The organism is Paenibacillus sp. G2S3 (assembly GCF_030123105.1).
Classification (GTDB): Bacteria; Bacillota; Bacilli; order Paenibacillales; family Paenibacillaceae; genus Paenibacillus_AQ.
The window spans coordinates 3,401,423-3,426,588 of sequence record NZ_CP126095.1 but is presented as its reverse complement, the minus strand read 5'-3'; the positions used below and the strand labels follow the sequence as shown (position 1 = coordinate 3,426,588).

Below are 25,166 nucleotides of genomic sequence, written 5' to 3'. Positions count from 1 at the left end.
CGCTTATGTTCATGGTATGACGTTTTGTTTAGGCCTCACTTAGCCCTGAACTAATGCATAGGACGGCCGCTTTCGCTCGAAATGCTTCGCTCGCCGGATTGGGCTGCTCCTCCAAAATATGAAGCAGCGCTTGCGGTTCCACGCCGGGCTGCGGCACACGAGCTGGAGATACTTCGTTCCACTCCTGTTCACCCTTGAGCCTGTAAGACAACTCATAGAGATAATAACCCGCATGCTGCCCCTCAGCGAGTTGACTTACCCCATCCTGCCACGAACAGAGTTCAAGAGGATGATGTTTATCTGGTAAGACGCCGGACGCGAGTTTAATGCACTCATTCCGGACTACCTGCTGCTTCTGTTCCCAAGCCTGCTGATCTAGGATTCCCAGCTCCAGGCGGTATTCCATTCCCGGCTCTCCATACAGAGTCCAAGCCACTGGACTACCCACCGCTACGAACTTCGGTGCTTCCAGAAAAACAGGTTGATGAGTTGGGACAAAACGTTCCGTCTGCTCCCACTCCACCGCAGCCGGACTATTTCTGCGATAATGCACCGTCCCCGTGAATTCAAGCTCCTGTTCCTGTAGTATAGCTTTTAGACACAGAGCAGCCTGCTCGTAAAGGTCCGTACAGTTGTTATGCCCGAAGCGGTAGCCGACCTCATGGCGAAGTGGAATGCCACGACTCCGGACCAAGGCCGCGAAGGCAAAGCTGAATCGGCTGAGGGTAAAGGCATCATGCGTGCCGTGGTTTATCAGTAGCTTAGTGCCGCTCGCTTTAAGGCCGTCTAGGAAGAAATCGGATTCCAGTCCGGTCGTTTCCCGCAGACTTGCAGAGTCACCAGCTCCCGTAAGTGTCTGTAGCAGAGACTCGATACCTGATCTTCCGGTCTGAGGATGCCGCCAGTCCTTCTTCCAGATATCCCGGTAACCGGTGTCCACCTCTGCCACGTGCCAGATCAACGGGCAGGCCCCTTCCGCAAACTCACGGGTAAGCCCATTCAGAATTAGCGGAAGTGCATAACACAATGTGTACCGCACCCGGTACGGCAGCCTTAGAGGATTGCCTCCCGCCAGCAACGCGGTCAGCCCACCGCGTGAGCCACCCACGGTCACAACCTGCTCCGCATCACCACCATAGCTATCTCGGCCTCTGGCAATTGCCGCCCCAATGCCGGCGTAAATGGAGCCTTGCAGGGAGCGGCTGCCGATGTAGCCTCCGCCGTTCCAGAGAACACCAACTACACCTTTGCCTGTGCTGGCCAGAGTCTTTCCGATGATTTCCAGAAATGAGGGACCTACAGTGCTAAAGGTATTTTCATTGGCATCATAATAACCGTTGAATAACAGCGGATAGCACTTAACGTTTTCGGGACTCCAATAGGGCGGCAAAATATAGGAAGCGAGGCTATGCTGTCCGTTCTCCGTAACCAGCAGACTGCCGCTGATGAGCTGAAACACAGGCGCATTGCTTAAAAGAGCCCCATCGTCAGTGGATTCGTTACGGAAGACCACCGGATACCCGAAGGTCTTCAGGATACGTTCGCTCAAGGAGATGGCAACTAAATCATCTACTGCATAGAGACTGTAGCGGTCACCGATGTAATGCTCGAATTGAGGGGTTTTAAGTTCCTTATCCCCTTCGCTTCTACCGAACAGCTGATAAACTTCTGTATTGTATACATAGGGGCTATCTGGATCGTTATTGTAGAGCCGTACATGTTCAGCTACAACCTTCTCTCCAGCTTCGTCCATCCGTAAGGTCCCGATGCCGTCGGTCCCACCATAGCGGAAGCCACCTTTTCCTTCAGCCGCACTATGATCCCAGTGTGACACTACTGGAAGCGTATTGGTCAGCAACGGGCTGACCAATACGAACACTCCTTCCTCTGAATTCTGGGTTCCATCAGCGTTCTTAGCCTCGACTGTATCCTCTCGCAGGGTTGACCAAGCGGCTCTGTGGAAAGTCACTTCACCGCTCCGCAAGCAGGCTAGCAGTAGTTCTGCGTTGTGCAATTTTAAGTAATCGGCCACAGCCCTAGTAACGGGTACAGCAATGGGTTCAGATCCACCACTCAGAATAAAGCGACTTAGCGGAACGTATTTCCCCGGTACAAAACACAATGATTTACTCACGATTTCCTGCTCCTTCATCTGGTATCGTATCGCCCTGTGCTGTCAGAAACGAGTGAAATTTAATTTCTGGTAAGCCGTCGCTACTACTGTAATTCTCCCCAGCCAGAAACCCACCCGCCAGTTTCGGAGTGCAGGTAACCGTTATTGTCCTTTTTTCTCCCGGAAAAAGGCTGAAGAACTGTTCATTTGCTTCCATCCAGTGGCGGTTCCCCTTCTCCTCTGCATGTACATGTAACAGTACTTCACTACCAGTATTATGGAGAGTGAAGTTAGCCTGACGACTTTTCTCTCCTACACCAGCAGACTGCCATAAGCTTTCCTGCCGCACCTGCAGGCTGCCACCTGTAAGATCAAATGCAGGAGCATAAAGATGATTTTTTGCGGTGGAGAAAACATATAAATTATGCTGCAATTCTTCTTCAACGTTCCGGAATGACAATCTAACAAAATATAATAGTTTCTCATGCTCAGGTACGTTGAAATTCAGCTCCCCAACACAGACAGCACGATCTTTGTCTCCTTCTGCCTCGAAGGTTTGCCGATGTAGGACTCGGCCCGCTGCATCGAGTACTTCCGCATCAACCTTTACCTTACCTCCATCTCCACCATGTACGAATACATTTCCCTGAAATCTTGTGCCAGGCGTTAGCATTAGGTTGCGGTAATCTAGCGAAGCATGCTGCGGACGGAAGGCTTGTTTCACCCAATGGTAGGCCATCTTCGTTTCACCATAATAATCGACAAGATTAGTGCAAGACACATTCGGCCATGGCTCGTTGAACTGCCAGACAATGCTGCCGCTATTCCGGAATTTCCGGCGACGATTAGCCTCCAGCACGAAGCGAATTCCTTCTGCCTGCATCCATTGGCTGCAAGCGGAGAACTGCTTCAAATCATTCATGCTGCCGAACATTTCCTCTTCACGGCTTAGCGTATCCCACCACTCTCCGTGATGTCTCCATATCGCGCTATTCTCCATCGAGACAGGCTGCTGGTTGGCTGCATTCAGAAATTTCTCTAGGCTTTTGAGAGAACTCAGACCGTCCACTCCAAATTCACTATGCAGCAGATTATCGTTACTTCCATATAATTCGTAGTGATAGGGGTTGCCCATATACTTCCAGTAGCCATGAACATCATGACCCTGGCCCTTGGTTTCCGTAATATATTCCACCGGACCAGATGCCGAGGTCGGCAGAAAGAGCCGCTGCGGATCATACTGCTCCACCAGACTCTTCAGCATTGCCAGATTGGTATCGTTGAGGTCTGATGGCTTGTTCGGTTCACTCATTAATTCATTACCACCGCTCCATACCGTCAGCGATACATGATTGCGTTTGTCGCAGAGGGCGGTGCAAGCCGTTTTGTGCAGCAGTTCCAGAAACTCAGGCTGCTGGGAAGGAATATTATCAATGCCGGAGCTCGATTGGATGAACTCCTGCCAGACCATAATGCCATTTACATCACATAAATCGTAAAAGGCTTTTTTCTCAATGATTCCGCCGCCCCATACCCGAACAAGATTGATATGTGCCGCTTTCATTAAATAGATCATCTGCTGATACTGTTCGATCGTCACATTTCCGTAGAGATGATCCAAGGGTGTCATATTTACACCTTTTATATAAATCTTGCGCCCGTTGATCACGACCGTATAAGGTAGTGCGTTGTCGGGGCTTCCTTCATTAAGGATATAATCGAGCTTGCGGATGCCTGTCTGTAACCTCCGGGTATCCAGCACCATATCCTCTTCGTCCAGCAGCTTCAGCTCAAGGCTGTAGAGCGGTTGCTCTCCGTAGCCGTTCGGATACCATAGCTGAGGCTCAGGAATATCAAGCTCCGCGTTCAGAACTTCTTTCGCGAGAACCGGGTATGTCTGAACCACCAGCGGATTCCCCTCCGGATCAGAACAAGTGATGCTAGCTGTCATCGCCAGTGCATATTCAGGTCTAGCCATCTGTTTGATGCTTGCCTGAATGGAAATTCGACCAGAAACCTGCTCGCCATTCACACCAAGTTCCGCATCTGTAGTGATCGACAAGTCTTCCCAGGAACAATCCCGGTGAACCCTCAGTACAACATCATCCCAGATTCCGACGTTAACTAACCTGGTGGAGAAATCCCATTTATAATTAAAACGGCTCTTCTGCGTGAAGGTGGCCGAGGTTTTGCCGATTTGCCCCATTTCATCCGGTGCCTGCTTCAGTAGTACTGAGATTTCCAGACTCTCCCGCTCCGAGAGGAGATCTGTAACATCAAATACAGCCGGCTCGAACATTCCCTTATGTTCACCCAACAGGATATTGTCGGCGTAAACAGCTGCTTCATAGTCTAGTCCCTGAATGGCCAGTTCAATTCGGGATGCCTTCAGCTCAGGATGTTTCAAAGTCGTGCGGTAAACCCACCAACGGTTCTCCACCCATTCACAGCTCAGACTGTTCAACTCTTCATAAGGATTGCTAATCCAGCCCTGTCTGTAGAGATCATAATGAACTCCACCCGGCACAGTAGCTGGCATCCAGTCTGTAACTCCCATCAATTCCTGCCCCAGTTCCATGCTGGTGCCCTTTAATGGCACCCAAGGCCAGTATCCTTTGACTTCCCACTTTAGATCGTTCAATAAAATTTGTTTCATGTCTTCTCCCGTTCCCCCAAACCCTGCTTAATTTGGCGCTGTTCATGACTAAGAACGGCTCTGGCGCCATCGGTTAATGCGCTTACAATTTTATTCATCAAGCTTCATTACCAATGATAGCACCGGGTTATCATTTTCAAAGGTCCCTAACCCTGTGAAATCGTTTGTAAATCTGCTCAGTTGCAGATAAATACAAACAACCTTACTAGATACAAGCCGTTTGTAGAACGCGAAAAAGAGTTCCCTCAAGCCGTGAAAGGCTGCTGGGGAACTCCTTTGATTTTTGTTTGATTTGATGTTTAAGCACTACTGCAACAACGTAGCACCTACCGGACTGAGATGACCCTAAACGCAGTATTATTCCACTTTTCGGATGTCAACGGACCCCATAGTCGCTATTATCATAAAAACCACCTAATCCGCACCTCTTTCTAAGCATTAGTGTCACTGGAGTCCGAAACGCTGCTCAAAAGGCTGAAATTTGTCAAATAGCGTCATTTGGGTCCTAAACTCTCACAAGCTAGAGGATGATTACACTGTGGAAGTTGAAATTTGCCTCCTAACTAGCACAAAAAGAGCAGCGGTTCTCTCGTGACTTAGAGAATCGCTGCTCTGCTGTTATACGGTCCATCGGATATAAAGAAGCACTGTCCCTGTGTTCTGTTCATCCTTATGAAATACAATGAAGAGCTTTAGCAATCCCCTACTTGATCAACTCAAGAAGCTCGTTAACAGTTGCTTTGTATTGTGGTTTGAAAGCTGCGGATTTCATGTAACCCGCAAGGCTTGATAAGAACTGTCTTCCTTCAGGCGTATCGCTTACCTTGTCTGCATCTATAGCGCACACTAGTAAGTTGCCTGCTCCTACGCTGCATTCCACGAGGAAACTAAGCTTATGATTTCTTTCAAAATTGTCGATGGTCTGCACCACGGGATTCCAACTGCGATCAGCTTCATCCATGATAATGGATTTTGAGTGCTGAACGATATTCCACCATGGATATGTTGAATACTCCTCGCTAGGGAACTCGTGGAATACAGGATGGCTGTTATCAATTAACAGCCCCATGGTACCCACAGGAACTGGGCGATTCATGCTCTCTGAGATTGAGCGGAACATTGGGTAACACCAAAAATCTGTGCAGTAATAACCTTCAACAGCATTTTGGAGAGTTGCCGGCTTTGGCATCAGCAGCACTCTATCTCCTTGCTCCAGCAGTGTAAGCGCATCACTAGACAGCTTGTCGAATACATGGATGCCTTCCAGCATATTGCCGCTCTTTTCTGGGTAAATCCATAGATCGTAGCTCTTACGAATATCTGTCCCCTGTATCGAGAGCGACAATACGATAGTACTCATCCGGTCAACTACAGGCAGGGTTATTTCCAAATCGCAGATATCAATGTAATTCGTTCCGGAGGGAACGTTCACCTCGGTTGTCCCTTCTGCCAAAATACCGTTATCCACAGTCAGCTCCCAACGTAATTCAAGTGTATCTGGCATACCGCTGCGGAAGCAGCTTAGCTCTACATGAGCAACGAACGGTTCACCGGAGACATAGTTATACTTAGGAAATCTCGCCAGCAGTACGGCATCATTGCAAAAGGTTCGCCATTCCTCAGGGGAAATCATTCCTTTGGAATCCATAAAGGCGTCGAGGACACCTATTAATGCTGTTCCCTGACCGCTAAAATCCTGGAGATCTAGGAGCTGGAAGCCGGCAAGCCGCCGGGAGCGGAATGCCGCCTCGAGTTCCTCTTTGTAACAGGCTACGGCCAGCTGCCCTGAACATTCGAAGTATTTAGCGGCTAAATGCCCCAGTCCCTTCCTTTCCAAGCGTTCACGGAAAATTTTGAAATTCTCGGCCTTGAGTGGTCCGGTGTATTTTTCGATCTCTTCAAAATTTGGATAGGTTGCGTATTGTCCAATCTCATGCGAAACAACAGGAATGTGCGGTATCCATTCTCCGGAAGCCTCATCTGCCTTCACGGTCTTGGCTTCGGTACCATACTGAATCTGGATCTCGCCGCCAGTTGAAGCTTCCATCTCCTCCCCATTCAAGAGATTCGAGGGTACGATCTGATCATCATAATCCTTCATTGTGCTCGGCAAAGCGATTTGTACATGTCCCAATGGTGCATCACACATGGCATAAGAGCCTCTAAACAGTCGGTCTCTGGAGAAGCGTACCCCACTGAAGAAATCGTCATGTTCCAGAATTTCTGGTACCCATTGGTGGTTATTGGAGCCCTGTGTATAGAGAATCCGATTATCGAACGTTTTATAGTCCTTCAGGAAAGAATCAATTTTAGCTTTACTGCCCCATAACTCATTACCAAGGGACATCATCACAAAGGAGGGATGATTGCCGAAGGCCTGGAGAATGGCATACCCCTCACTGATCAGATAATCCTGCTCTGCTTGATTATGGCCTTCATCGGTTTTTTCCGTGATTGTACCCCAGAATGGAAGTTCTGGTTGCATATAGATCCCAAGCATATCCGCAGCGGTAAAAGCTGCCTCCGGTGGACAGCAGGTATGAAAGCGATAATGATTGATACCGTAGGACTTGGAAATGCCAAGGATTCTTACCCATTCCTCGACATCAGTTGGGGCATAGCCGGTGAGCGGGAAGATCAGGCCGTCATGTTTGCCGCGGAGAAAGGTTTTCTCTCCGTTGATTGTAAACTTGTCGCCCTCCGCTCGGAATTCCTTCAAACCAAAGATGAGCTCCTGTTGGTCAGTAATATGTCCATCCCTGTCTTTCAAAACAAGGGTTATATTATAAAGATTGGGAGCGCCTTCACTCCAGAGCAACGCGTTTTGACCTAGCACATAATCAACGGAAAAAAGCCCCGGAGAAACAGGAAACTCACGCTCGTCCACCGCGTGTGTCTCTTCACTATTGAAGCTTTGGGCAGACACCGCAAGCGTAGTTTCACTGTTACTGTCCAAGGTTGCTGTAATACGAACGGTACGTGCATCCAGATTCGACTCCAGTCGGATATTAGTAAGCTTCGATTCTCCATAGAACTGAAGCTCCATACGACCGGTAATTCCATTCCAATTGGTCTGGGTATCCTGTGAAGTCAAATGTCCGCCTTTGGTTGGGTAATCGGTATTGTCCACACGGACGGTGATTGTATGAATTCCAGCTTGTAGCTTAGGCAATTCATATATATGCGGGGTGTTCAGACTGTTACGGCTACCGATCTCCGTATTGTCCAGCCAAAGCGTCGTAAGTCTCGTCCGTTCCAAAAATAGATAGCAGGCCTTACCAGCCAGCTCATCCGGAATGAATACCTCTCTTGCGAACCAGACTTGCCCTTCAAACAAATATTCATCGGCTAGAGCGCTTACTAAAACTTCCTCGTTCTTTGGTCCTTTGCTTGCGTAAGATGTTGTTCCCGGCAGTGTGATGACCTCTGTAAAAGGCAAGGTTAGTCCCTGTTTTGTCTCGTCCAATTGCAACTTCCATTGGCCTTCGAGGCTGATCTTTGTCTGCAAAATATCACTCCTATTATGGTAATCACTGAACTCTAGCAGTATAATGCTCTACTATATAAAGCTTAGCATATTAAGCCAGATAATTCAGTAGAGTGGTTAACACTCATTTGAATGACGACAGGTCTAATCTTACAATATAGCCGGAGCTTGAATGTGCCTGATGACAAGATTTAATAGTAATTTCAGAACAATAAAAAAAGCCGCACTGAGCAGCTTTTGACTATAATTAATTACACATTCTCTAACATGAAATTTCCAATTTCAATCAAACTATCTTCCGCTTGCGGTGTGACCCCCACCTGATCGGCAAAACCGTGAGAAAGTCCTTTGTACCGTACCGTTTTCACTTTGACGCCCGAATCCTTCAGCTTTAAGGCATATGCATCATCCTCGATCCGTAGAAAGTCATATTCGCCAAACAAAATAATGACAGGCGGCATCCCTTTCAGATCTCCTCGCAGCGGGCTCAAATGAGGGATTGTATCATCGGGCACGCCCAAATATTCACCTAAGCCGACAGTTCCTAAACCACCGCTCAACAGATCCAATATAGATCTAATTTCTTTTTCCTGAGAAGGGGATATTTCATAAACATCTCTGCGCTTCATATGTTCCTTCATACCTGCTGCATCCACGCTTGGATATAGTAGTGCCTGTGCCTTTACCATCTGCTTGCCCTCATCCCGATCTTTCATTGCGCATACCGTGGCTAGATTCCCACCTGCAGAATCACCGGAAATACAGATGCGATTCGGATCACCATTGAATTCTTCGGCGTGAGCATATATCCATTTCAATACGGTATAACAGTCGTCGAGCCCAGCGGGGTATGGGTTTTCCGGAGCGAGGCGATAATCAACCTGAATCGATACACAGCCGGTATTAGCAACCACAAGCTTGCACATCTCCTCCACTACTTCGGGTCCTCCTGCTACAAAACCACCTCCGTGGATGTAATAGAACACTGGCTGCAACTCTCCGCTCTTCTTCTGCGAGGTATAAATTCGCACAGGGACAGCCACATCGCCGTTCTGAACGGTAGCATGCCTCACATCAACACCTTCAGTGATCGGAATGCTGTTCACGCCATTCATCATCTTGCGCATTTGAGCTGCACTTTTTTGGATATTTTTCTTTCGGCTGCCTTTTAACATCATCTTAACCAGCATTCCATTGAAGCCTTTTAGGATTGACTCCATACTCTGATGAAAGCGAGGATCCAGTACGCCAGGCTCATCGGTTTCAGGAATAGGCTTAATCAGGATATCCAGTCCATTTTCATTAATTACATGCTGTCTTTCAAGCATCGATGTAAGAAGCTTTTGAGTATATTTACGTTCCATGATGATTACTCCTTTTCGAATGTTGTATCCACTCAGCCTATGTTTACTCCGCTAGACCTAATTGTAAAATTAATCGCGGCGATTTATACTGGTTGCTATAACTCAATTATAGGTTTGGGTTTGCAGAAAAAATATCGCATTATTTCTTTTGTTATATCCTTTCTTTATCATTATTAGTGAAAGCGATTCCAAAAATGACATCTAGAGCAAAAATACAATATAAAAAACAAAAAAAAGGACGACACCTTTGTCATCCTCGTAGTTTTTTCTGTTTATCGTGTTAGTCGACGTGTTAGTCGAATCAATTGTACCTCATGTGGCTGAACAACAGTATTTACCACAAAATTCTCTGTCACTTGCTGCGAATACACTTGAAATAACGGCAGGGACCGACCTTCAAGATAAGACCATTCTTCAGGACGCATGTCCTTAGGTGCCCCCATATTCAACCATTCATCAAAGGCGCTTCCCCCAGAAGGACCTACCGAATACCTTCGTTCTGTATAAACAGCCGGCGTTAAGCCCTCGAGACGAATGTGGTACTGACGGGTATTGCGTATGTTGAACACGTTGTATCGTTCGGTTTGAGTCAAGTGAGTGGTATGACGGTAGCGATATAGAGTATCATAATGACAATAATTATATAAAAATATCTGTATTTCACCTTTGGAGGAAGTTATAAAATACCCGTCACCTTCAGCGATCAGACTGCTTCCTGCATACCGCAACAATTGCAGCGCCCGATAACAGCTTTTGGGCAACCCCCCGCGAGTGAATAAACCAAACCCGCCATGAAAAAGATCCGGCGAAGGAACGATCTCCTCCATATGGTCACTAAGCGACCAGTATCCCATAGCCTCAAACTGGTCGTAATTCTCCAGAATATTTTTGAAAAGAAAAGCAGATTTGTAGGAGGTATCATTACACAAATCACGCTGCCATATGTTATTACTCCACTCTTCAAGAATCACGGGCAGACTAGCGAAACCACGTTGACGCAACAGCTTTTTGACCTTTTGTAACGCGTGTTTCATAAACTGTTCATCGCCGCTTACCGCAAGTGGAAAAGCCTCATCCTCTGCCAAGAGCTGAAGACCAGTGTCTTCCTGCCCCGGTAATATGCTGTGATAAGCACGTAGAGCCAGAGAATCGGGCAAACAATTCCCCTTACTGCAAGACACTAGAAAATCGCTAATAAAATCACTTGAATCAATGTTGCTTCCTGGACCAACAATATGTAGCTGCGGATCGATAGCGCGGATGGCGTGGGTGGTTTCTCGGTAAAGCACCCAGTATTCTTCCATGGTAAACACACCATAACCCGAAAACTCTGGACTCACGAAAGGAGCAAACCTCCATTCCCGCACTGACTCAAGCCCATACCGGTCAATGAAATGCCTAACAAGGAAAGTCACAAGGGCGAGCCATTCATTTAATTGCTCAGGCATAGATAGGATGCTCGGCCTCTTAAATGGAAACACGGCTTCCCTCGCTAATGCAGAGGGCATATAACTAAATTCCACATAAGGTTTTAACTCCACAGAAAGCATGAAGTCCAGCACCTCATCTACATATACAAAGTTATAATCTACGCTACCCGACATTTTCTTAACATACAGCATCATGTCATCGTCCAACAGACCTTTGCAGCGCATATAGCGAAAGCCAATCTCCTTTTGCAGCTTTCGTATTTGTGTCTGCACCGCGCCATTCAACAGATCTTTGGCATATCCTGCATTTACCAACGTTCGCCAATTATGAGTCAGTGTCCGGATCTTATGGCCTATCTCCACATGAAGGTCATGTACCTCGTTGACCTGAGGGCGGACATTAGATTGATCGGGTTGATGCAAATGCCGCATCAGTGAAGAAAAATCGGTGGAGAATCCTTCACTGGTCATACCGTTCTCCTTAGGATCAGCGGCATCATGCTCATTGATGTGACGGTATTGCCCTGGTGTAACGCCAAAACGTCGTTTGAAGGCGTCGATCAACGCATTGGTACTTGGAAACCCAACTTCTGAGGCGATGTCCGTGATCGTTCTTTCACTACGAAGAAGAGCGACTGCCTGACTCAACCTAACATTTGTAAGGTAGGTAGTGAAAGTAAGACCGAGCTGTTTCTGAAATAAATGAGACAAATAGGAGCTGCTTAAATAGATAGTGGTGGCTAGTCCACTCAGTGTAATATTCTCCCGATAGTGTCGGTGAATATAATCGGTGGCTTTGCGTAACCTTTCCCTGCTTGAGGATCTGGAGGGATCCTTCTGCTTGTTCTGATCGAAAAAATTATGTACTAGGTTGTTCAGCAGTACCCCCACACGGCTGCGCAGCAATATAGGTAAATGAGATTCATTTTTGTAAAGGGCTTGGAATACACTGGCGAACTCACTACGGAGTAAATTAAAGCGAGTCTGCTCCTCCTTAGGGTACAGAAAAGACTTACACTCTATAATAATACTTTCAATCTCAGGACAAAAAGCTGCCGAAAATGCGGGCGAGATAAACAACGACAGCGCCTTGCCCGAACCTTGCATATCTAAAGCGTGCAGTTGGTAGCTATTCAGCACAATAATGTCATCCTGCCGAACTTCATAGGTAAACTGATTGTCATCCAACTGTAGTACCCCAGTTCCCTGCAAAATGTACATTACCTCAAGTTCTTGATGCCAGGAAGCGATAGCGTCTTCAGGGAGGTTAATTGAAAACCTGAAATCCGAGGCTATCAATGTATTTTCTTGCATACCTAACCTCCTATTTTTAAATCTTTATAGAGTCTTACCTCTCCAAAATCCTAACATATAAACCGATGAAATCAAGTTTACCGTTAATATCGACTTTTTGAGTTAGCACTCGAACATTTCATAGATCCACCTGTTGCTGTTTATCAAAAAGGGTAAAGACTTATCTTACAGTCTTCTACCCTTTTTGATATGCGGCGTAATCTCCAGTAATTTACTCTGGGAAATTACTACCCTAAATACCCTTTGACTAAGCCCAGCGGCAGTGGCTTGGGCTGCTCGCAGCTGGTAACCAGCTCGGCATACCGTTTAGAGTCAGAACTTGTATGGAATGCATGCATTATTTCAAGTACGTGATTGGCGAGTTCTCCGTTTGCACGAGGAGTTTCCCCCGTGTCGATGCAGCGGGCCATATCCGCAACACCTATGCCTCTACTGTTATCTGCATAATTGTAGATAAGCGGGATCTCCTGAAATTCCGGGCTGTGTGCCGGGCGTAAAAGGATCGGCCCTCCAAAGTTGTTAGGGTCCGGTACGATCAAGGTTCCTTGCGATCCGTAGATTTCGATCCTCGGTAAAGTACTGTGCCAAACATCAAAGCTGGTGATCATGGTTGCCACGGCACCACTGTCAAACTCAATCGTTCCGGCAACATGTGTAGGCACCTCTACATCAATGACTTTACCAAACTTCTTGTCGCTGGTGATCGTTCTATGAGCAAAGGAGGTTTTAGTGATGCCGCATACGGTTTTAGCTGGGCCTAGCAAGGACACTAGGGCGGTTAGATAGTAGGGTCCCATGTCAAACATGGGTCCTCCACCGGCTTTATAATAGAATTCTGGATCAGGATGCCAGCTTTCATGTCCATGACAGAGCATAAAGGCAGTTGCTGCCACCGGCTCCCCGATATAGCCATCCGCAATCAGCTTACTGCAGGTTTGCAGACCGCCTCCGAGGAAAGTGTCTGGCGCGCAGCCAAGGAACAGGTTCTTCTCCTTCGCTAGACGAACTAACTCGGTGCCATTTTCCAGGGAAAGAGATAATGGTTTCTCCACATACACATGCTTGCCTGCTAGCAAGGCTTGCTTGCACACGTCAAAATGAAAATTAGGCGTTGTTAGATTAACGACAATTTCAATCTCTTCCGAAGCAAGTAATTGTTCTGTCGTCCATACATGAGGAACGCCATATTTCTCCGCCGCTTGCTCTGCACGACTTTTATCCAGGTCGGAACAAGCATAGACCTCAGTATTAACGAAGGTCCCATTCAAATTCTCAAAATAAATGCTGCTGATGTTCCCGCAGCCGACTATACCTACCTTCACTTTGCGCAAGATCATTCCCACCTTATCTCAGTTTTAGTTAGCCGCCCACAAAAAGCCTTTTCTCATCAGTTCCTTGGCTTCCGGAATATCGAAAACATCTGCATGATGTCCAAGTGAATTATAAAAAACCTTCCCTTGTCCCCATTTCTTCGTATACACAACGGGCATCGTGATGATACCATTCGCTGAATGCTCACCCTCACTCATTACAAACGTAGTTGTTGCCAAGACATCCACTGCAGGATCTACATGTAAATAATATTGTTCCGATTTCACCTTGAAGTCTTGGATGCCCTCCACAATGGGACTGGAGCCAGAATGTACGATATTGACTTTGTACTCTACCCCATCGTTAAATGGATGCGCCACCCACTGTGACCCGGTCAAAAATTGCCAATCTGTATTGTTACGGAAAGAGTCACACATCCCCCCATGACAACCGGCAATTCCTACTCCAGAAGCTACTGCCTTCAGAACTGAGGATACCTGATCATTACTGATTTCTCCCATGGTCCATACCGGTACAATAAGGCTTAAATCCGCAAGCTTCTCTGCACTGTTGAAGCTCTCCAGCGTATCAGACACTTCAACTTCAAAGCCTTCAGCCTCTAGAATGCCAGCAAAAATTGCGGCTACTTCATTTGGTTCATGCCCATCCCATCCACCTTTTACAATCAATGCTTTCTTCGTCATCCTGCAATCTCCTTTTCCTATATATATATGTAATCAACCTTTCGTCCATCTGATGAAATTGTAATCTAGATCAAAGAGGAGTGCTCGCCATTTCACTTGTAGGAATGGTCATTTTTTGCTAAGTTTTAGAGGTGAACCTAAAATTTAACCGCATGAACAGGAGATCTCATGAAAGCCTTTCACGAAAATAGAACATACCATTCGACGTTCCCTTTCACTGTAATAGTGTCTGATAATATTGATTTTCTAGCCCACTGGCATAACGATCTTGAGATAGTTTATGTATTTGAAGGCTCAATTCGGATGGGAATTAACTCCGAAACGAGGATCTTGAAAGCGGGAGATATGGCTATATGCAGCAGCGGAGACATCCACTACTATGACAGTAAAGACAGCAGCTCCAAGATAATGATGGTGATATTCAATCCTTCGTTAATCGGTTTTCCTGGAGGATGGCCTCTGAATGTGAGACTGACTTCCCCATTTATGGAGAAACGGATAGCTACACGAGAAGATGAAGTGCGTATCAACAACCGTCTTTCACTGATCCTGCAGGAACTTATGGTCGAATATAATCAGAAGCTGGAATATCATGAACAGCTAATCATTGGCTTGTTGCACGAGTGGAGTGGACTCATTTTACGGCATGTTCCTTTGGATAAGATTAATCCGCAGAAAGACAAAAGACGCATCACTAACATGAAAATTATGCAAGGGGTTCTTGAATACCTCGACGTCAACTACATGCATCCCATCACACTTGCTGACGCTGCAAGGCAAGCCAATATGAGCCTCTTTTATTTCTCCCGCTTCTTTAAGAGTCTTTCGGGGATGAGCTATATTGCGTACCTTAGCAACATCCGAGTCAATCAGGCAGAACAGCTGCTGCTGACTACAGACAAATCCATTTTAGATATCGCACTGGAATGCGGTTTCACTAATATCCGTACCTTTAACAGAGTATTTAAACAGATTAAACAACGGACTCCAAGTGAATTACGTTAAGCAAACAAAAAGCCGATGATCTTTTGGTTCAGATCATCGGCTTTTTTTTAATACTCGGATGCACAAAGACGGCGAAAAGGTCTACGTTTAAGTGACAGCTTGCAAAGTAGTTATTACTGAGCTCCAACTATTGGATGAGGAACGTACAACTCTTCAAGAAATGAAATTTCTTCAGGTAATAATTTCACCGAAAGAGCATCTACTGAATCTTCGAGCTGAGCAATTTTCGTCGCACCCACAATTGGAGCAGCTACAGAAGCTTTTTGCAACAGCCATGCAAGTGCGATATGAGTACGTGTTACGCCTCGTTTCTCTGCTAATGACGCTACTCGCTCAACGATTAATCGATCTACATCAGCAGTTGAATCATACTTTGATTTTTGAATGAGATCGGTTTCGGATCTACGCGTCGTATCCGACCAATCTCGAATCAATCTTCCTGATGCTAGAGGACTATAAGGGGTTACCGCAATTTTTTGATCCTGACAAAGCGGCATCATCTCCCTTTCCTCTTCTCGGTAGATGAGATTAAGGTGATTTTGCATGGATACAAAGCGAGTCCAGTTCTTTTTCTCGGCTACATGTAATGCTTTTTGAAATTGCCATGCATACATAGCAGAAGCACCAATATATCTAGCCTTTCCAGACTTTACCACATCATGCAAGGCCTCCATGGTTTCTTCAATGGGTGTGTTGTAATCCCAGCGGTGAATGATATAGAGATCCACATAATCAGTCCCAAGTCTCTTCAAACTGTTATCTATTTCGCCCAAAATAGCTTTTCGAGAAAGCCCACCACCATTTGGACCTGGACGCATGCGACCCCAGACCTTCGTGGCGAGAACAATTTCATCTCGATTCGCATAATCCTTAAGCGCACGGCCGATAATCTCTTCACTGGAACCACTTGCGTAAATATTAGCTGTATCAAAAAAATTGATCCCGAGCTCAAGCGCTCTTTTAATGATAGGACGACTGTTCTCCTCATCAAGCACCCATTGGTGCCCGCCAGGCAGCACCTTTCCAAAGCTCATACAACCAAGGCAAATCCGAGAGACGTCCATTCCCGTATTTCCAAATTTGATGTATTCCATAGAATAAGCCTCCATTTCTAAGGTTAAGCAACGTTCGATTTCTACAGTGCTTCAAACCATTCGTCATTGACTACTTCAAACCATTCTGTTTCGCCTGGTGTCATAGCCAAATGAACAAACCAACTGTCCTTTGTCGCACCATGCCAATGTCTCACATTAGGGGGGATGTTGACCACATCACCTGTTTCTAGCAATTGAGCAGGTTTTCCTTCTTCCTGATACCAGCCATTTCCACCAGTGACTAACAGAACTTGTCCAACCTGATGAGCATGCCAGTTATTGCGGGCGCCTGGAGCAAAGGTTACATTACCAATTGCGGTATTAAGCGGCTTCGGATCTGTAAACACCATTTGCAAATAAGCGTCACCCGTAAAGTTTGCTTTCACTTTTTCTCCTAAAGGAAAAATAGTGCTGTTACTAAGTTGTTCATTTTTCATCGTTGATTCCTACTTTCTGTCTATTTTTTCATTCTGCTGGAAAGTCAGTAGAAGCTGCTAGTTCGCTCTGCATCTCGTAATCAGCAACTCTAGCTTTTAGGGTCGAAATCGTGCTTGACAGTGCTTGAGATCCGAGTACCATTCGTATCGGTGCCGGCTCTACTTCGACACTTTCTATGATGCGGGCAGCCATTCGCACAGGGTCTCAAGGAGCTAAACTCTTAGAAGCATCCAGCATGTTCAAAAAGCTATGTGCTGGGTTGCCTTCGTATTCTGACATGAGTTTTGCTACCTGTGCGCTCCCATAACGGAACTCGGTACGGGCCCCTCCCGGTTCCACCAATGTAATACCGATGTTAAAAGCTGAAACCTCCTGAGCAACGGACTCACAAAAGCCCTCAATACCAAACTTGGTTGCATGATATAACGAATTGCCGGGGAAGGCTACCTGACCACCATAGGAGGAGATCTGGATAATGCGGCCACCACCCTGTGTCCGCAAATGCGGAATCGCAGAACGGATAAGCTGGATGGATCCCGTTAGGTTCGTAGCGATAATGTGATTTACCTCGTCATCAGATAGTTCTTCAGCGGCCCCGAAAAGACCATAGCCGGCATTGCTTATGATAACGTCGATACGTCCAAACTTTTCAAAAGATCTATCGACAAGATTACGAATAGCAGGAAAATCGGTTACATCTAGAATCTCGCAAGTGAAGGTTTCGGGATACTTCTCAATGAGGTCGGCGACCTTGCTTTTGTTACGAACAGTACCGATAACCTTATTGCCCTTCTCAAGAAGCTGTTTCGTCATCTCATAACCAAAACCACTGCTCACACCGGTAATAAGCCATGTGCGATTGTTCATAATCATTTCCTCCTAAACTTCTTATTCCGATGTAGCTGCTGCTTCATTCACACACCGAAGAGCATTCAAACTGCGCGGATACCCTATAAAAGGCAGGCATTGAGATATAATCTTGATAAGGAACAACTTATCATTTCCAAGTCTCATATTGGCAGCTGCATGACTAATCAATTGGGGTTCACATCCACCTTGCGCAAAAAGAAAGCAGAATGTAATCATTTCTCTTTCTTTGTAGTCGAGTCCATTTCGGGTGTAGTAATCACCAAAGCAATTAGCTGCAAGCCAATGATTGATGTGTTGACTCTCTTCCGGACCTGATTTCCAGAAATGCTTCATGCCTTCTCCAAAAATATCTACTTGTGCTTGAATTCCCGCCTCTAAACGATTTTCTGTGGTTGTAGTCCCCTGACCAGGTAAAGGTAGTTCAACGCCTTGAGCAGTCAAAATCTCATTCACTGCTTGTAGAAAGGGAAATACCCTCCCAATGCCAAGATAAGGGACTGATTGATATACAATTTCCTTTACTTCCACTGGAGTAACACCAAAGTTAAGTGCTGCTGAAAGCAAGGCTTTAAACTCGTCAATGCCTTGACAGCCAATTAAAACGGACAGAATAGCCATCATACGAGTATGATCATCCAAATCGTCCTGATTTACTACTTCATCAAATGCAAAGTTATCGAAAAGCTCTATAAACTCAGGATCTGTTTCCAACAGCTTAGATTCATAGCCTGGAAACATTCTTTCTTGATGTTTATCCATGGTACAACAATCCTTTCTTAGGATAATGAATATTTAATACGCATAATTACAATAATGATCACATGTCTATTATTATAATCGGATTAAATTTTGTGCCAATTGTTAATTTGATGCGATTTGTATATTAATAAACAAAATCATCGAATTTGTTTATTTCCTACTACGTATTCGCGATTCTTTTATATAAATATATAAACAGATATCCCATTGTTGAGTTTGTTATAGTATGTTATATAAAGAATTCTTACTCTATTTTTTATGAATAAAGAAAGTTCGGTGAGCAAATTGTCTAAAGTCGATCGAAGAATCCTTAAAACGCAGGAAGCCTTGAAGACAGCAGTAATTGACCTAATGAGCGTGAAAAATTTTGATGATATAACCCTTCAGGAACTCTCAGATAAAGCAAATGTGAGCCGTGGTACCATTTACCTTCACTATATGGATAAATATGATCTACTGGATAAGCTTATCGAGAGCCATATCAATGAACTTCGTGAGCGATGTGCATCAGTCTCTGATCTGGATTTTGTAACGGGGTCTGTGATTTGGACGGAATACTTTGAGAGTAATTATGCCTTTTTCTCCATGATGTTAGCTAGTAAAGGAGCACCTTTCTTCCGAAGTCGTTTTCTGGAGTTTCTAAAAGAAGAGTTCAAAGACGAAGTCGATATCACAAAGGGTAAAAACGAAGGCTTAAATAAAGATCTAGTCGTACAATTTGTAGCTTCATCGTATGTGGGTGTCGTTGAATGGTGGTTTACGAATGAAAGACCTGTAACTTATCAAGTTTTAGCAGAACAGCTGGGAGCCTTGTTGGATAGAAATTGTGAGTAGTAAGTTTTGGTATATGTAATCTTTTCGTACACAAATCACCCCTCATCCTAATGGATGAAGGGTGATTTAGTTTGCGAAATGTCAGGATATATTGATTTTCCTTAGAAACCATATTTTGCTTCTTCAGCCTCTCGAATTTTGGCATAAGTCTCAGATAGTACATAAGTATCTTCCACTAAGCGGTCTATACGGAATAGCACATCATCGTTTACTATTTCTTTTCTATGAAAATCCTTCTCTTCTATAAAAACATACGTTTGAACAATTTGCGCTTTCATATAGGACAATATTGGTTTCAATTGCTGCTCAGCTACCAGATAGTGTCGTGCAGAACCTGCCGTGACCAGCATACTTACTACCTTATTATGAAATGCTTTTTCGGGCGCTAAATCGAATATATTTTTTAGGGTTGCTGGGATGGAAGCTTGAAATATAGGCGTTCCGATTACGATTACATCTGCTTCCATGATCGTTTGAATGACGTACTTGGTGTCCCCTTCGTATTCCAGATAATTGCGACCATCACTGAACTGAACATCATACTCCGCCAGATCTAGAAGTGTAACTTCTGCATCCTGATATTTTTCTTGAAACGAATTTACTGTATAATTCATGGCAATTCGGGTTTTCGAGCCTATCATTGACCCTGATAACGCTACGATTTTCATATTTCTGACCTCCTGGAGATTATTTTTTCGCCGTATATTTTTTAATAGCTGGTAGAATTTCAGAACCGATTAAATCTATGTTTTTCATTAAATTCTCAAAAGGTACACCACCAAAATCCATTTGTGCGATATATCGTTGATGGCCGAAGAGTTCATGTTGATATAGAATTTTTTCAATGATTTCCTGTGGGCTGCCAATATTCATAACATCGCGCGGATCGGCTCCTTGAGCAAAAGCCTGTTTAGGAAAACCACGTCCATTTGTTAATTTCATTCCTTCGTTTATATATGGATAATAGGCTCTTTGTGCCTTCTGTGTCGTTTCATCCGCGTAAAAGAATCCAGCAGTCGCTACAGGTAGCTTCGACGGATCGAATCCGTTCTGACTTGCAGCTTCACGATAAGCATCAATGGATCTTTTGAACAAGACAGCGGGACCCCCTAAATGGGCCAAAAACATAGGAACACCTGCAATGCCTGCTTTGATCGCACTGGCAGAAGTCCCCCCTACAGCTCGCCATATCGGTAAGTTTCCCTCTTCAGGACGGGGGAGGATTCTTGCATTTTTGAGAGGGTTACGAAATTCCCCCTTCCAATTCATAACTTCGTTTTCATTTATCTTTAATAACAAGTCGAATTTTTCTTCAAATAATTCCTCATAATTGTTAAGATCATAACCCAACAATTCATATAACCCCACTCTGGAGGCACGCCCAGCTATAATTTCAGCTCGACCATTGGAGATCAAATCAATTGTAGCGAAATCTTCGTACACTCTTACCGGATCAGAGGTACTTATAATCGTAGACGAGCTACCTATTTTCATTTTTTTAGTAGCCTGAGCTATCGCTGATAGCACAACGGTATGCGCCTGAGTAGCAAAATACTCTTGATGACTCTCTCCTACACTAAAAAAATCAATTCCTGCTTGCTCCGCTAATTGAGCCAAGTCAATGATTTCACGTATGCGTTGTTTGGCAGATATTCTGCTCCCAGTTTCAGGGTTCGCTAGATGATCACCTAATGTATAAAGTCCAAACTCTAAGCCATTGTCTGCAGTGATCCGATATTGGTCCATGATTATCCTCTTTTCTTTAAGAAGTTTGAATTCGTTTATGATTTTCCTTATTAATATATTTAAGTAAGTGACTATAATAAGTATAGTTAAATGCTTGCATAATGTCAAACTAATGATTCTTGTTAAGAACAAAATATTCGAATTCAGCCTTTGTGCTAAGAATCCCCTTTTCCAGAATGGCTGTTTGAAAGCCCTATAATAATCTCTATATGGTATATTTAGCATATTGATTTCGTAATTAACATGATGAACAATTAAAGGAGAGTTACAATCATGCACAACCGCCGCTTCATAAACGTATTGATTATTCTTATCTTGTTGACCTCCTATTCGACTCCAATCTTCGCATCGGCTTCTGTTTCACCGAAACTATCTGATTCTATCGAACGTTCTGTAATCCACCCCTCCGTCACAATTAATGGCATGAACTTTTCCTTTCAAGATGAGTTACCAACGTTAATAGACGGAAAAACATTCGTTCCAACCCAAATTTTTGAGCATCCCGACATTCAAGCCGATATTACGAAGTTTATAGATAATGAATATCCACACGTGTTTATTTCACATTTTAATGGAGCACTTTCTATTTATCCGGATAAAAGTGATTATATGTTTAGCGATTACAACGAAGATATAGAGGATTCTGATATCTGGATCGATTGGAAGAGTCCTACACCTTATCTCTCCGGCAGTGATATTATGGTTCCATTGCGCGCTATTGCCGAACGAATCGGGATCTCTGTTGATTGGGATGTAGCAACTAGAACAGCGATCATTACCACGGATGATGACTTTCGTGCTGAACTCGAATCTCCTGAGGAGTGGGAAGATTGGCTAGGAATGAAGCCTATCGAGCTGGATGACCCCTCAGGAGAGGCAATAACAGAGCAGGAGTTAACTGAATTTGCTATTTTGAGCGGAATTCCAGTTCTGGACTCTCGGATTATTGATAAATATACAGCTGTACTCTTACATATCGAAGAGGAAGATGGCGTAGAATCGCTTACGTTGAAATACATCGATCGTTTAAAAAACGGGAGTTTGGACTGGAGTATGGATTTAGGCATGGGGGATGATGGAGACGACGTCCAAGTGAAGAGGTGCGGACAACTCGTTAGTGTCGGTATGTTCGATCAAGGACTTAAGAAGAAATTCAGTCATTTCGAGGTAAGTTACAAAGTTCATGATAAGAGAGTAACTCATACCTATGATATCTCGGGTAAACAAGGCATGTTTTTTGACATTCCTGAGGGCGTGACAAGCGGGGAGATAACATTCTTTGGGAAAAACGGTTACACATTCGAAACGTATTTCTGGTGAGTTGACAAGCCTAAACAAAAGTAAAAGGTATCCCATTGGGGTACCTTTTACTTTTGTTTACCGCTGGCCGATCCATTATGCTGTATTGCGAGTCTAACCAGTATCCTCGCACCATGAACTAGCATCGCTTCATCGATATTAAACTGTGGCTGATGAATAGCATGGACAATTCCCTTCTCCTTATTACCGCAACCAATAAAGGCGAAGGCACCGGGAACCTTTTCAAGATACCAACCAAAATCCTCACCAGCCAGACTTGGCTGCTCCAGCAGTATTACCTGGTCCTCTCCTAGAACTGCAAGGGCTGCGTGAAGCACCTGCTGAACCGCTTCCGCGTTGTTCACTACTGTAATTCCTTCACGCAGCTCCAGCTTGTATTTCCCTCCGTAAGACTCAGCTATAGCTGAAGCATGGCGCTGTAAACCATTTGTAATCGCAGCTACCGTACGCTTGGTAAATGCTCTGAACGTTCCTGTCAGTTCACTGTGTTCAGCGATCACATTAATAGCAGTACCTGCTTGCAACGTACCGAAGGCCAACACTGCCGCCTCCTGCGGATCGATTCGATTAGCCATCATTCCGTTGATCTCTCCAATATATCGTGCCGCCATCTGGATTGCATCTACAGCTTGGTGCGGAGCACTATGATGACCGGATGTTCCCTGAAATCCCACCTTAAAATGACTGGATGCTGCCATGGCATAATGAGGATGAATACCAAGCGTACCAACCGGAAGCTCAGGCATGACATGCAGTGCGTAAGCGTAATCCACACCTTCCAGTACGCTGTCTTCAATGAGATCGCGTCCACCCGAGAGTAGTCTGCCATCACGCGGACTTTTGACTGCGCCTTCCTCAGCCGGCTGAAAGACGAAGATGACTGTACCGGACAATCGCTCCCGGAAGGCTGCCAAGGTTCGGGCAGCACCCAACAGCATAGCGGTATGAGCATCATGGCCACAGGCGTGCATGATGCCGTCATTCACTGACTTGTATGGCAACTCATTACCCTCTCGTATTGGCAGGGCATCCATATCTGCCCTTAGAAGAAGAGTTGAACCATTGCCGGCCAACCCCTGCAGGAGGCCGACCACCCCCATTCCGAAATGTTTGCCGACATTTCTCCGTACTGTGATCCCCCACTCCTCCAGCAATTCCGCTACTTTACCAGAAGTACGGACGACATCGTACAGTAGCTCCGGATGGGCATGCAAATCACGACGGTGTTCAATCATTTCATCCTGTAGCTGGCCTACGTAATCCATCATCTCCGCAATACCCAAATTTTGATTGATAGCCAATACTGGATCAACCGTCAAATTTGCCCTGCTGGCTGAGAAGCTTTGGAATAGCGGTTCTCTGGTAACGGAATGCCGAGGTTTCCACGCAGCGTGTCACTTTCGTATTCAGTGCGGAACAAACCCCGCTCCTGCAGAATCGGCACCACCCGATCAATGAATTCCTCCAGTCCGTTAGGGACGGCAGCCGCGATCATAAATCCGTCTGCCCCATGACTCTCAAACCAAGTTTGAATCTGATCAGCTACTTGCTCCGGTGTGCCAATGAAGCTGCTGCGCGGGGTAGCCGATTGCAATGCGACCTGTCGAAGCGTCAAGCCTTTCTCCTTCGCATCCTTTTTGATTTTATCTGTACCGCTCTGAAAGCTATTGCGCCCCAACTCGCCAAGCTCAGGGAACGGTTCATCCAGCGGATATTGCGAGAAATCATGGTGTTCGAAGAATCTACCTAAGTAGTTCAGAGCATTCTCAATCGTTACAAGGCCAGCAACCTCCTGATATTTGCGCTCTGCCTCCTCCGGCGTGTCACCGATGATTGGAGCAATTCCAGGAAAGATCAGCACCTCATCCGGATTCCGGTCAAACGATGCTACCCGTGTCTTAACATCGCTGTAGAATGTCTGGGCGTCTTCTAGCGTTTCGTGTCCAGTGAAGATAGCATCCGCTTCCTTGGAGGCGTAATTCTTACCGACTTCCGAGGAGCCTGCTTGAAACACGACTGGCTGCCCCTGCTTCGAACGAGCAATATTCAGCGGTCCCTTCACGGAGAAGAACTCTCCTTGATGGTCCAGGGTATGCATTTTTTGCGGATCAAAGAATACACCTGATTCCTTGTCTCGGACAAACGCATCATCCTCCCAAGAGTCCCATAATCCGCGCGTGACCTGCAAATATTCGGTGGCAATGCGGTAACGCTTGCCATGGTCAGGATGCTCTTTTTTGCTGTAATTCGAGGCAGAGCCTTCCAGCGGTGAAGTCACCACATTCCAGCCGGCTCGGCCTCCGCTGATTACATCCAGTGATCCGAATTGACGCGCTACAGTAAACGGTTCACTGTAGGAGGTAGACAAGGTACCAACCAACCCGATATTAGTGCTGACGGCTGCGAGTGCGCTAAGGATGGTCAGCGGCTCAAACCGGTTAAGGAAATGAGGAATGGACTTTTCATTAATGTAGAGACCGTCTGCGATGAAGATCAGGTCCAGCTTGCCTTCTTCTGCCTTCTGTACCCACCCTTTGTATAATTCAAAGTTTACACTGGCATCTGGTTTGGCATCTGGATGGCGCCACATCGACGTGCTGCCTCCTACCCCATGCAGCAGTGCACCCAGCTTCAGTTGTCTTGGTTTGGTCATGTTCATTCCTCCTAAAAGTTTTGTGAGCATACGCTTCCTAGATTTCACTTCATGAAAAACTGACTTCG

The 25,166-nt window shown here is 45.4% G+C and carries 19 protein-coding genes; 3 read left to right on the top strand and 16 right to left on the bottom strand.

All coding sequences use genetic code 11. From position 1 onward, the window contains the following. Window positions 1–28: 28 nt before the first annotated feature. The 7 genes from QNH28_RS14965 to QNH28_RS14935 all read right to left on the bottom strand — a co-directional run bounded on the left by QNH28_RS14965 (window position 29) and on the right by QNH28_RS14935 (window position 14,379). Window positions 29–2,134, bottom strand: a complete 2,106-nt coding sequence (locus QNH28_RS14965; RefSeq protein WP_283907395.1) for a hypothetical protein — start codon at window positions 2,132–2,134, stop codon at window positions 29–31. Then, window positions 2,127–4,769, bottom strand: a complete 2,643-nt coding sequence (locus QNH28_RS14960) for a glycoside hydrolase family 2 protein (RefSeq protein WP_283907394.1) — start codon at window positions 4,767–4,769, stop codon at window positions 2,127–2,129. The genes QNH28_RS14965 and QNH28_RS14960 overlap by 8 nt, the downstream gene beginning before the upstream one ends. 703 nt (window positions 4,770–5,472) lie before the next feature. Next, window positions 5,473–8,277 carry a DUF8487 domain-containing protein gene (locus QNH28_RS14955; protein WP_283907393.1) on the bottom strand — a complete coding sequence of 935 codons (2,805 nt, stop codon included), beginning with the start codon at window positions 8,275–8,277 and terminating at the stop codon, window positions 5,473–5,475. A 230-nt stretch (window positions 8,278–8,507) separates the two neighbouring features. Then, window positions 8,508–9,620: an alpha/beta hydrolase gene (locus tag QNH28_RS14950; protein WP_283907392.1), complete on the bottom strand. Its 1,113-nt coding sequence runs from the start codon at window positions 9,618–9,620 to the stop codon at window positions 8,508–8,510. A gap of 272 nt (window positions 9,621–9,892) precedes the next feature. Continuing rightward, entirely contained in the window at window positions 9,893–12,364 is a 2,472-nt protein-coding gene (locus QNH28_RS14945; RefSeq protein WP_283907391.1) for a GH39 family glycosyl hydrolase, read from the bottom strand. Window positions 12,365–12,591: 227 nt separating this feature from the next. Beyond that, on the bottom strand, window positions 12,592–13,695 hold the full coding sequence (locus QNH28_RS14940; protein ID WP_283907390.1) for a Gfo/Idh/MocA family protein: 1,104 nt from the start codon (window positions 13,693–13,695) through the stop codon (window positions 12,592–12,594). Window positions 13,696–13,719: 24 nt separating this feature from the next. Next, window positions 13,720–14,379 carry a ThuA domain-containing protein gene (locus QNH28_RS14935; protein WP_283907389.1) on the bottom strand — a complete coding sequence of 220 codons (660 nt, stop codon included), beginning with the start codon at window positions 14,377–14,379 and terminating at the stop codon, window positions 13,720–13,722. A 225-nt stretch (window positions 14,380–14,604) separates the two neighbouring features. On the opposite strand from QNH28_RS14935, the gene QNH28_RS14930 reads away from it, so the two are divergent. Further along, window positions 14,605–15,384, top strand: coding sequence for an AraC family transcriptional regulator (locus QNH28_RS14930; protein WP_283907388.1), 780 nt, complete (start codon window positions 14,605–14,607; stop codon window positions 15,382–15,384). 113 nt (window positions 15,385–15,497) lie between these two features. On the opposite strand, the gene QNH28_RS14925 is transcribed toward QNH28_RS14930, so the two are convergent. Genes QNH28_RS14925 through QNH28_RS14905 form a run of 5 tightly spaced genes read right to left on the bottom strand, consistent with a single transcriptional unit; the run spans window position 15,498 to window position 18,545 of the window. Next, window positions 15,498–16,478, bottom strand: a complete 981-nt coding sequence (locus tag QNH28_RS14925) for an aldo/keto reductase (protein ID WP_283907387.1) — start codon at window positions 16,476–16,478, stop codon at window positions 15,498–15,500. A 41-nt stretch (window positions 16,479–16,519) separates the two neighbouring features. Next, complete coding sequence (locus QNH28_RS14920; protein WP_283907386.1) at window positions 16,520–16,915, bottom strand: cupin domain-containing protein; 396 nt, start codon at window positions 16,913–16,915, stop codon at window positions 16,520–16,522. Window positions 16,916–16,943: 28 nt separating this feature from the next. Beyond that, window positions 16,944–17,108: a hypothetical protein gene (locus tag QNH28_RS14915; protein WP_283907385.1), complete on the bottom strand. Its 165-nt coding sequence runs from the start codon at window positions 17,106–17,108 to the stop codon at window positions 16,944–16,946. Window positions 17,109–17,120: 12 nt separating this feature from the next. Next, on the bottom strand, window positions 17,121–17,783 hold the full coding sequence (locus tag QNH28_RS14910; RefSeq protein WP_283907384.1) for an SDR family oxidoreductase: 663 nt from the start codon (window positions 17,781–17,783) through the stop codon (window positions 17,121–17,123). A 21-nt stretch (window positions 17,784–17,804) separates the two neighbouring features. Continuing rightward, a complete protein-coding gene (locus QNH28_RS14905; RefSeq protein ID WP_283907383.1) occupies window positions 17,805–18,545 on the bottom strand; it encodes a carboxymuconolactone decarboxylase family protein in 741 nt (246 codons plus the stop codon). Window positions 18,546–18,830: 285 nt separating this feature from the next. Between QNH28_RS14905 and QNH28_RS14900 the strand changes: the two genes are divergently transcribed. Further along, complete coding sequence (locus QNH28_RS14900; RefSeq protein ID WP_283912158.1) at window positions 18,831–19,379, top strand: TetR/AcrR family transcriptional regulator; 549 nt, start codon at window positions 18,831–18,833, stop codon at window positions 19,377–19,379. Between the two features lie 101 nt (window positions 19,380–19,480). Here QNH28_RS14900 and QNH28_RS14895 read toward each other — a convergent pair whose 3' ends face one another. Both QNH28_RS14895 and QNH28_RS14890 read right to left on the bottom strand, forming a co-directional pair. After that, on the bottom strand, window positions 19,481–20,047 hold the full coding sequence (locus QNH28_RS14895) for an NADPH-dependent FMN reductase (RefSeq protein WP_283907382.1): 567 nt from the start codon (window positions 20,045–20,047) through the stop codon (window positions 19,481–19,483). A 19-nt stretch (window positions 20,048–20,066) separates the two neighbouring features. Then, window positions 20,067–21,125 (bottom strand): LLM class flavin-dependent oxidoreductase, encoded by a 1,059-nt coding sequence (locus tag QNH28_RS14890; protein WP_283912157.1) that lies wholly within the window; start codon window positions 21,123–21,125, stop codon window positions 20,067–20,069. Window positions 21,126–21,398: 273 nt separating this feature from the next. On the opposite strand from QNH28_RS14890, the gene QNH28_RS14885 reads away from it, so the two are divergent. Continuing rightward, a complete protein-coding gene (locus tag QNH28_RS14885; RefSeq protein ID WP_283907381.1) occupies window positions 21,399–22,445 on the top strand; it encodes a stalk domain-containing protein in 1,047 nt (348 codons plus the stop codon). Between the two features lie 47 nt (window positions 22,446–22,492). On the opposite strand, the gene QNH28_RS14880 is transcribed toward QNH28_RS14885, so the two are convergent. Then, window positions 22,493–23,764, bottom strand: coding sequence for a M20 metallopeptidase family protein (locus QNH28_RS14880; RefSeq protein WP_283907380.1), 1,272 nt, complete (start codon window positions 23,762–23,764; stop codon window positions 22,493–22,495). Continuing rightward, entirely contained in the window at window positions 23,761–25,098 is a 1,338-nt protein-coding gene (locus QNH28_RS14875) for an LLM class flavin-dependent oxidoreductase (RefSeq protein WP_283907379.1), read from the bottom strand. The genes QNH28_RS14880 and QNH28_RS14875 overlap by 4 nt, the downstream gene beginning before the upstream one ends. Between the last annotated feature and the right edge of the window lie 68 nt (window positions 25,099–25,166).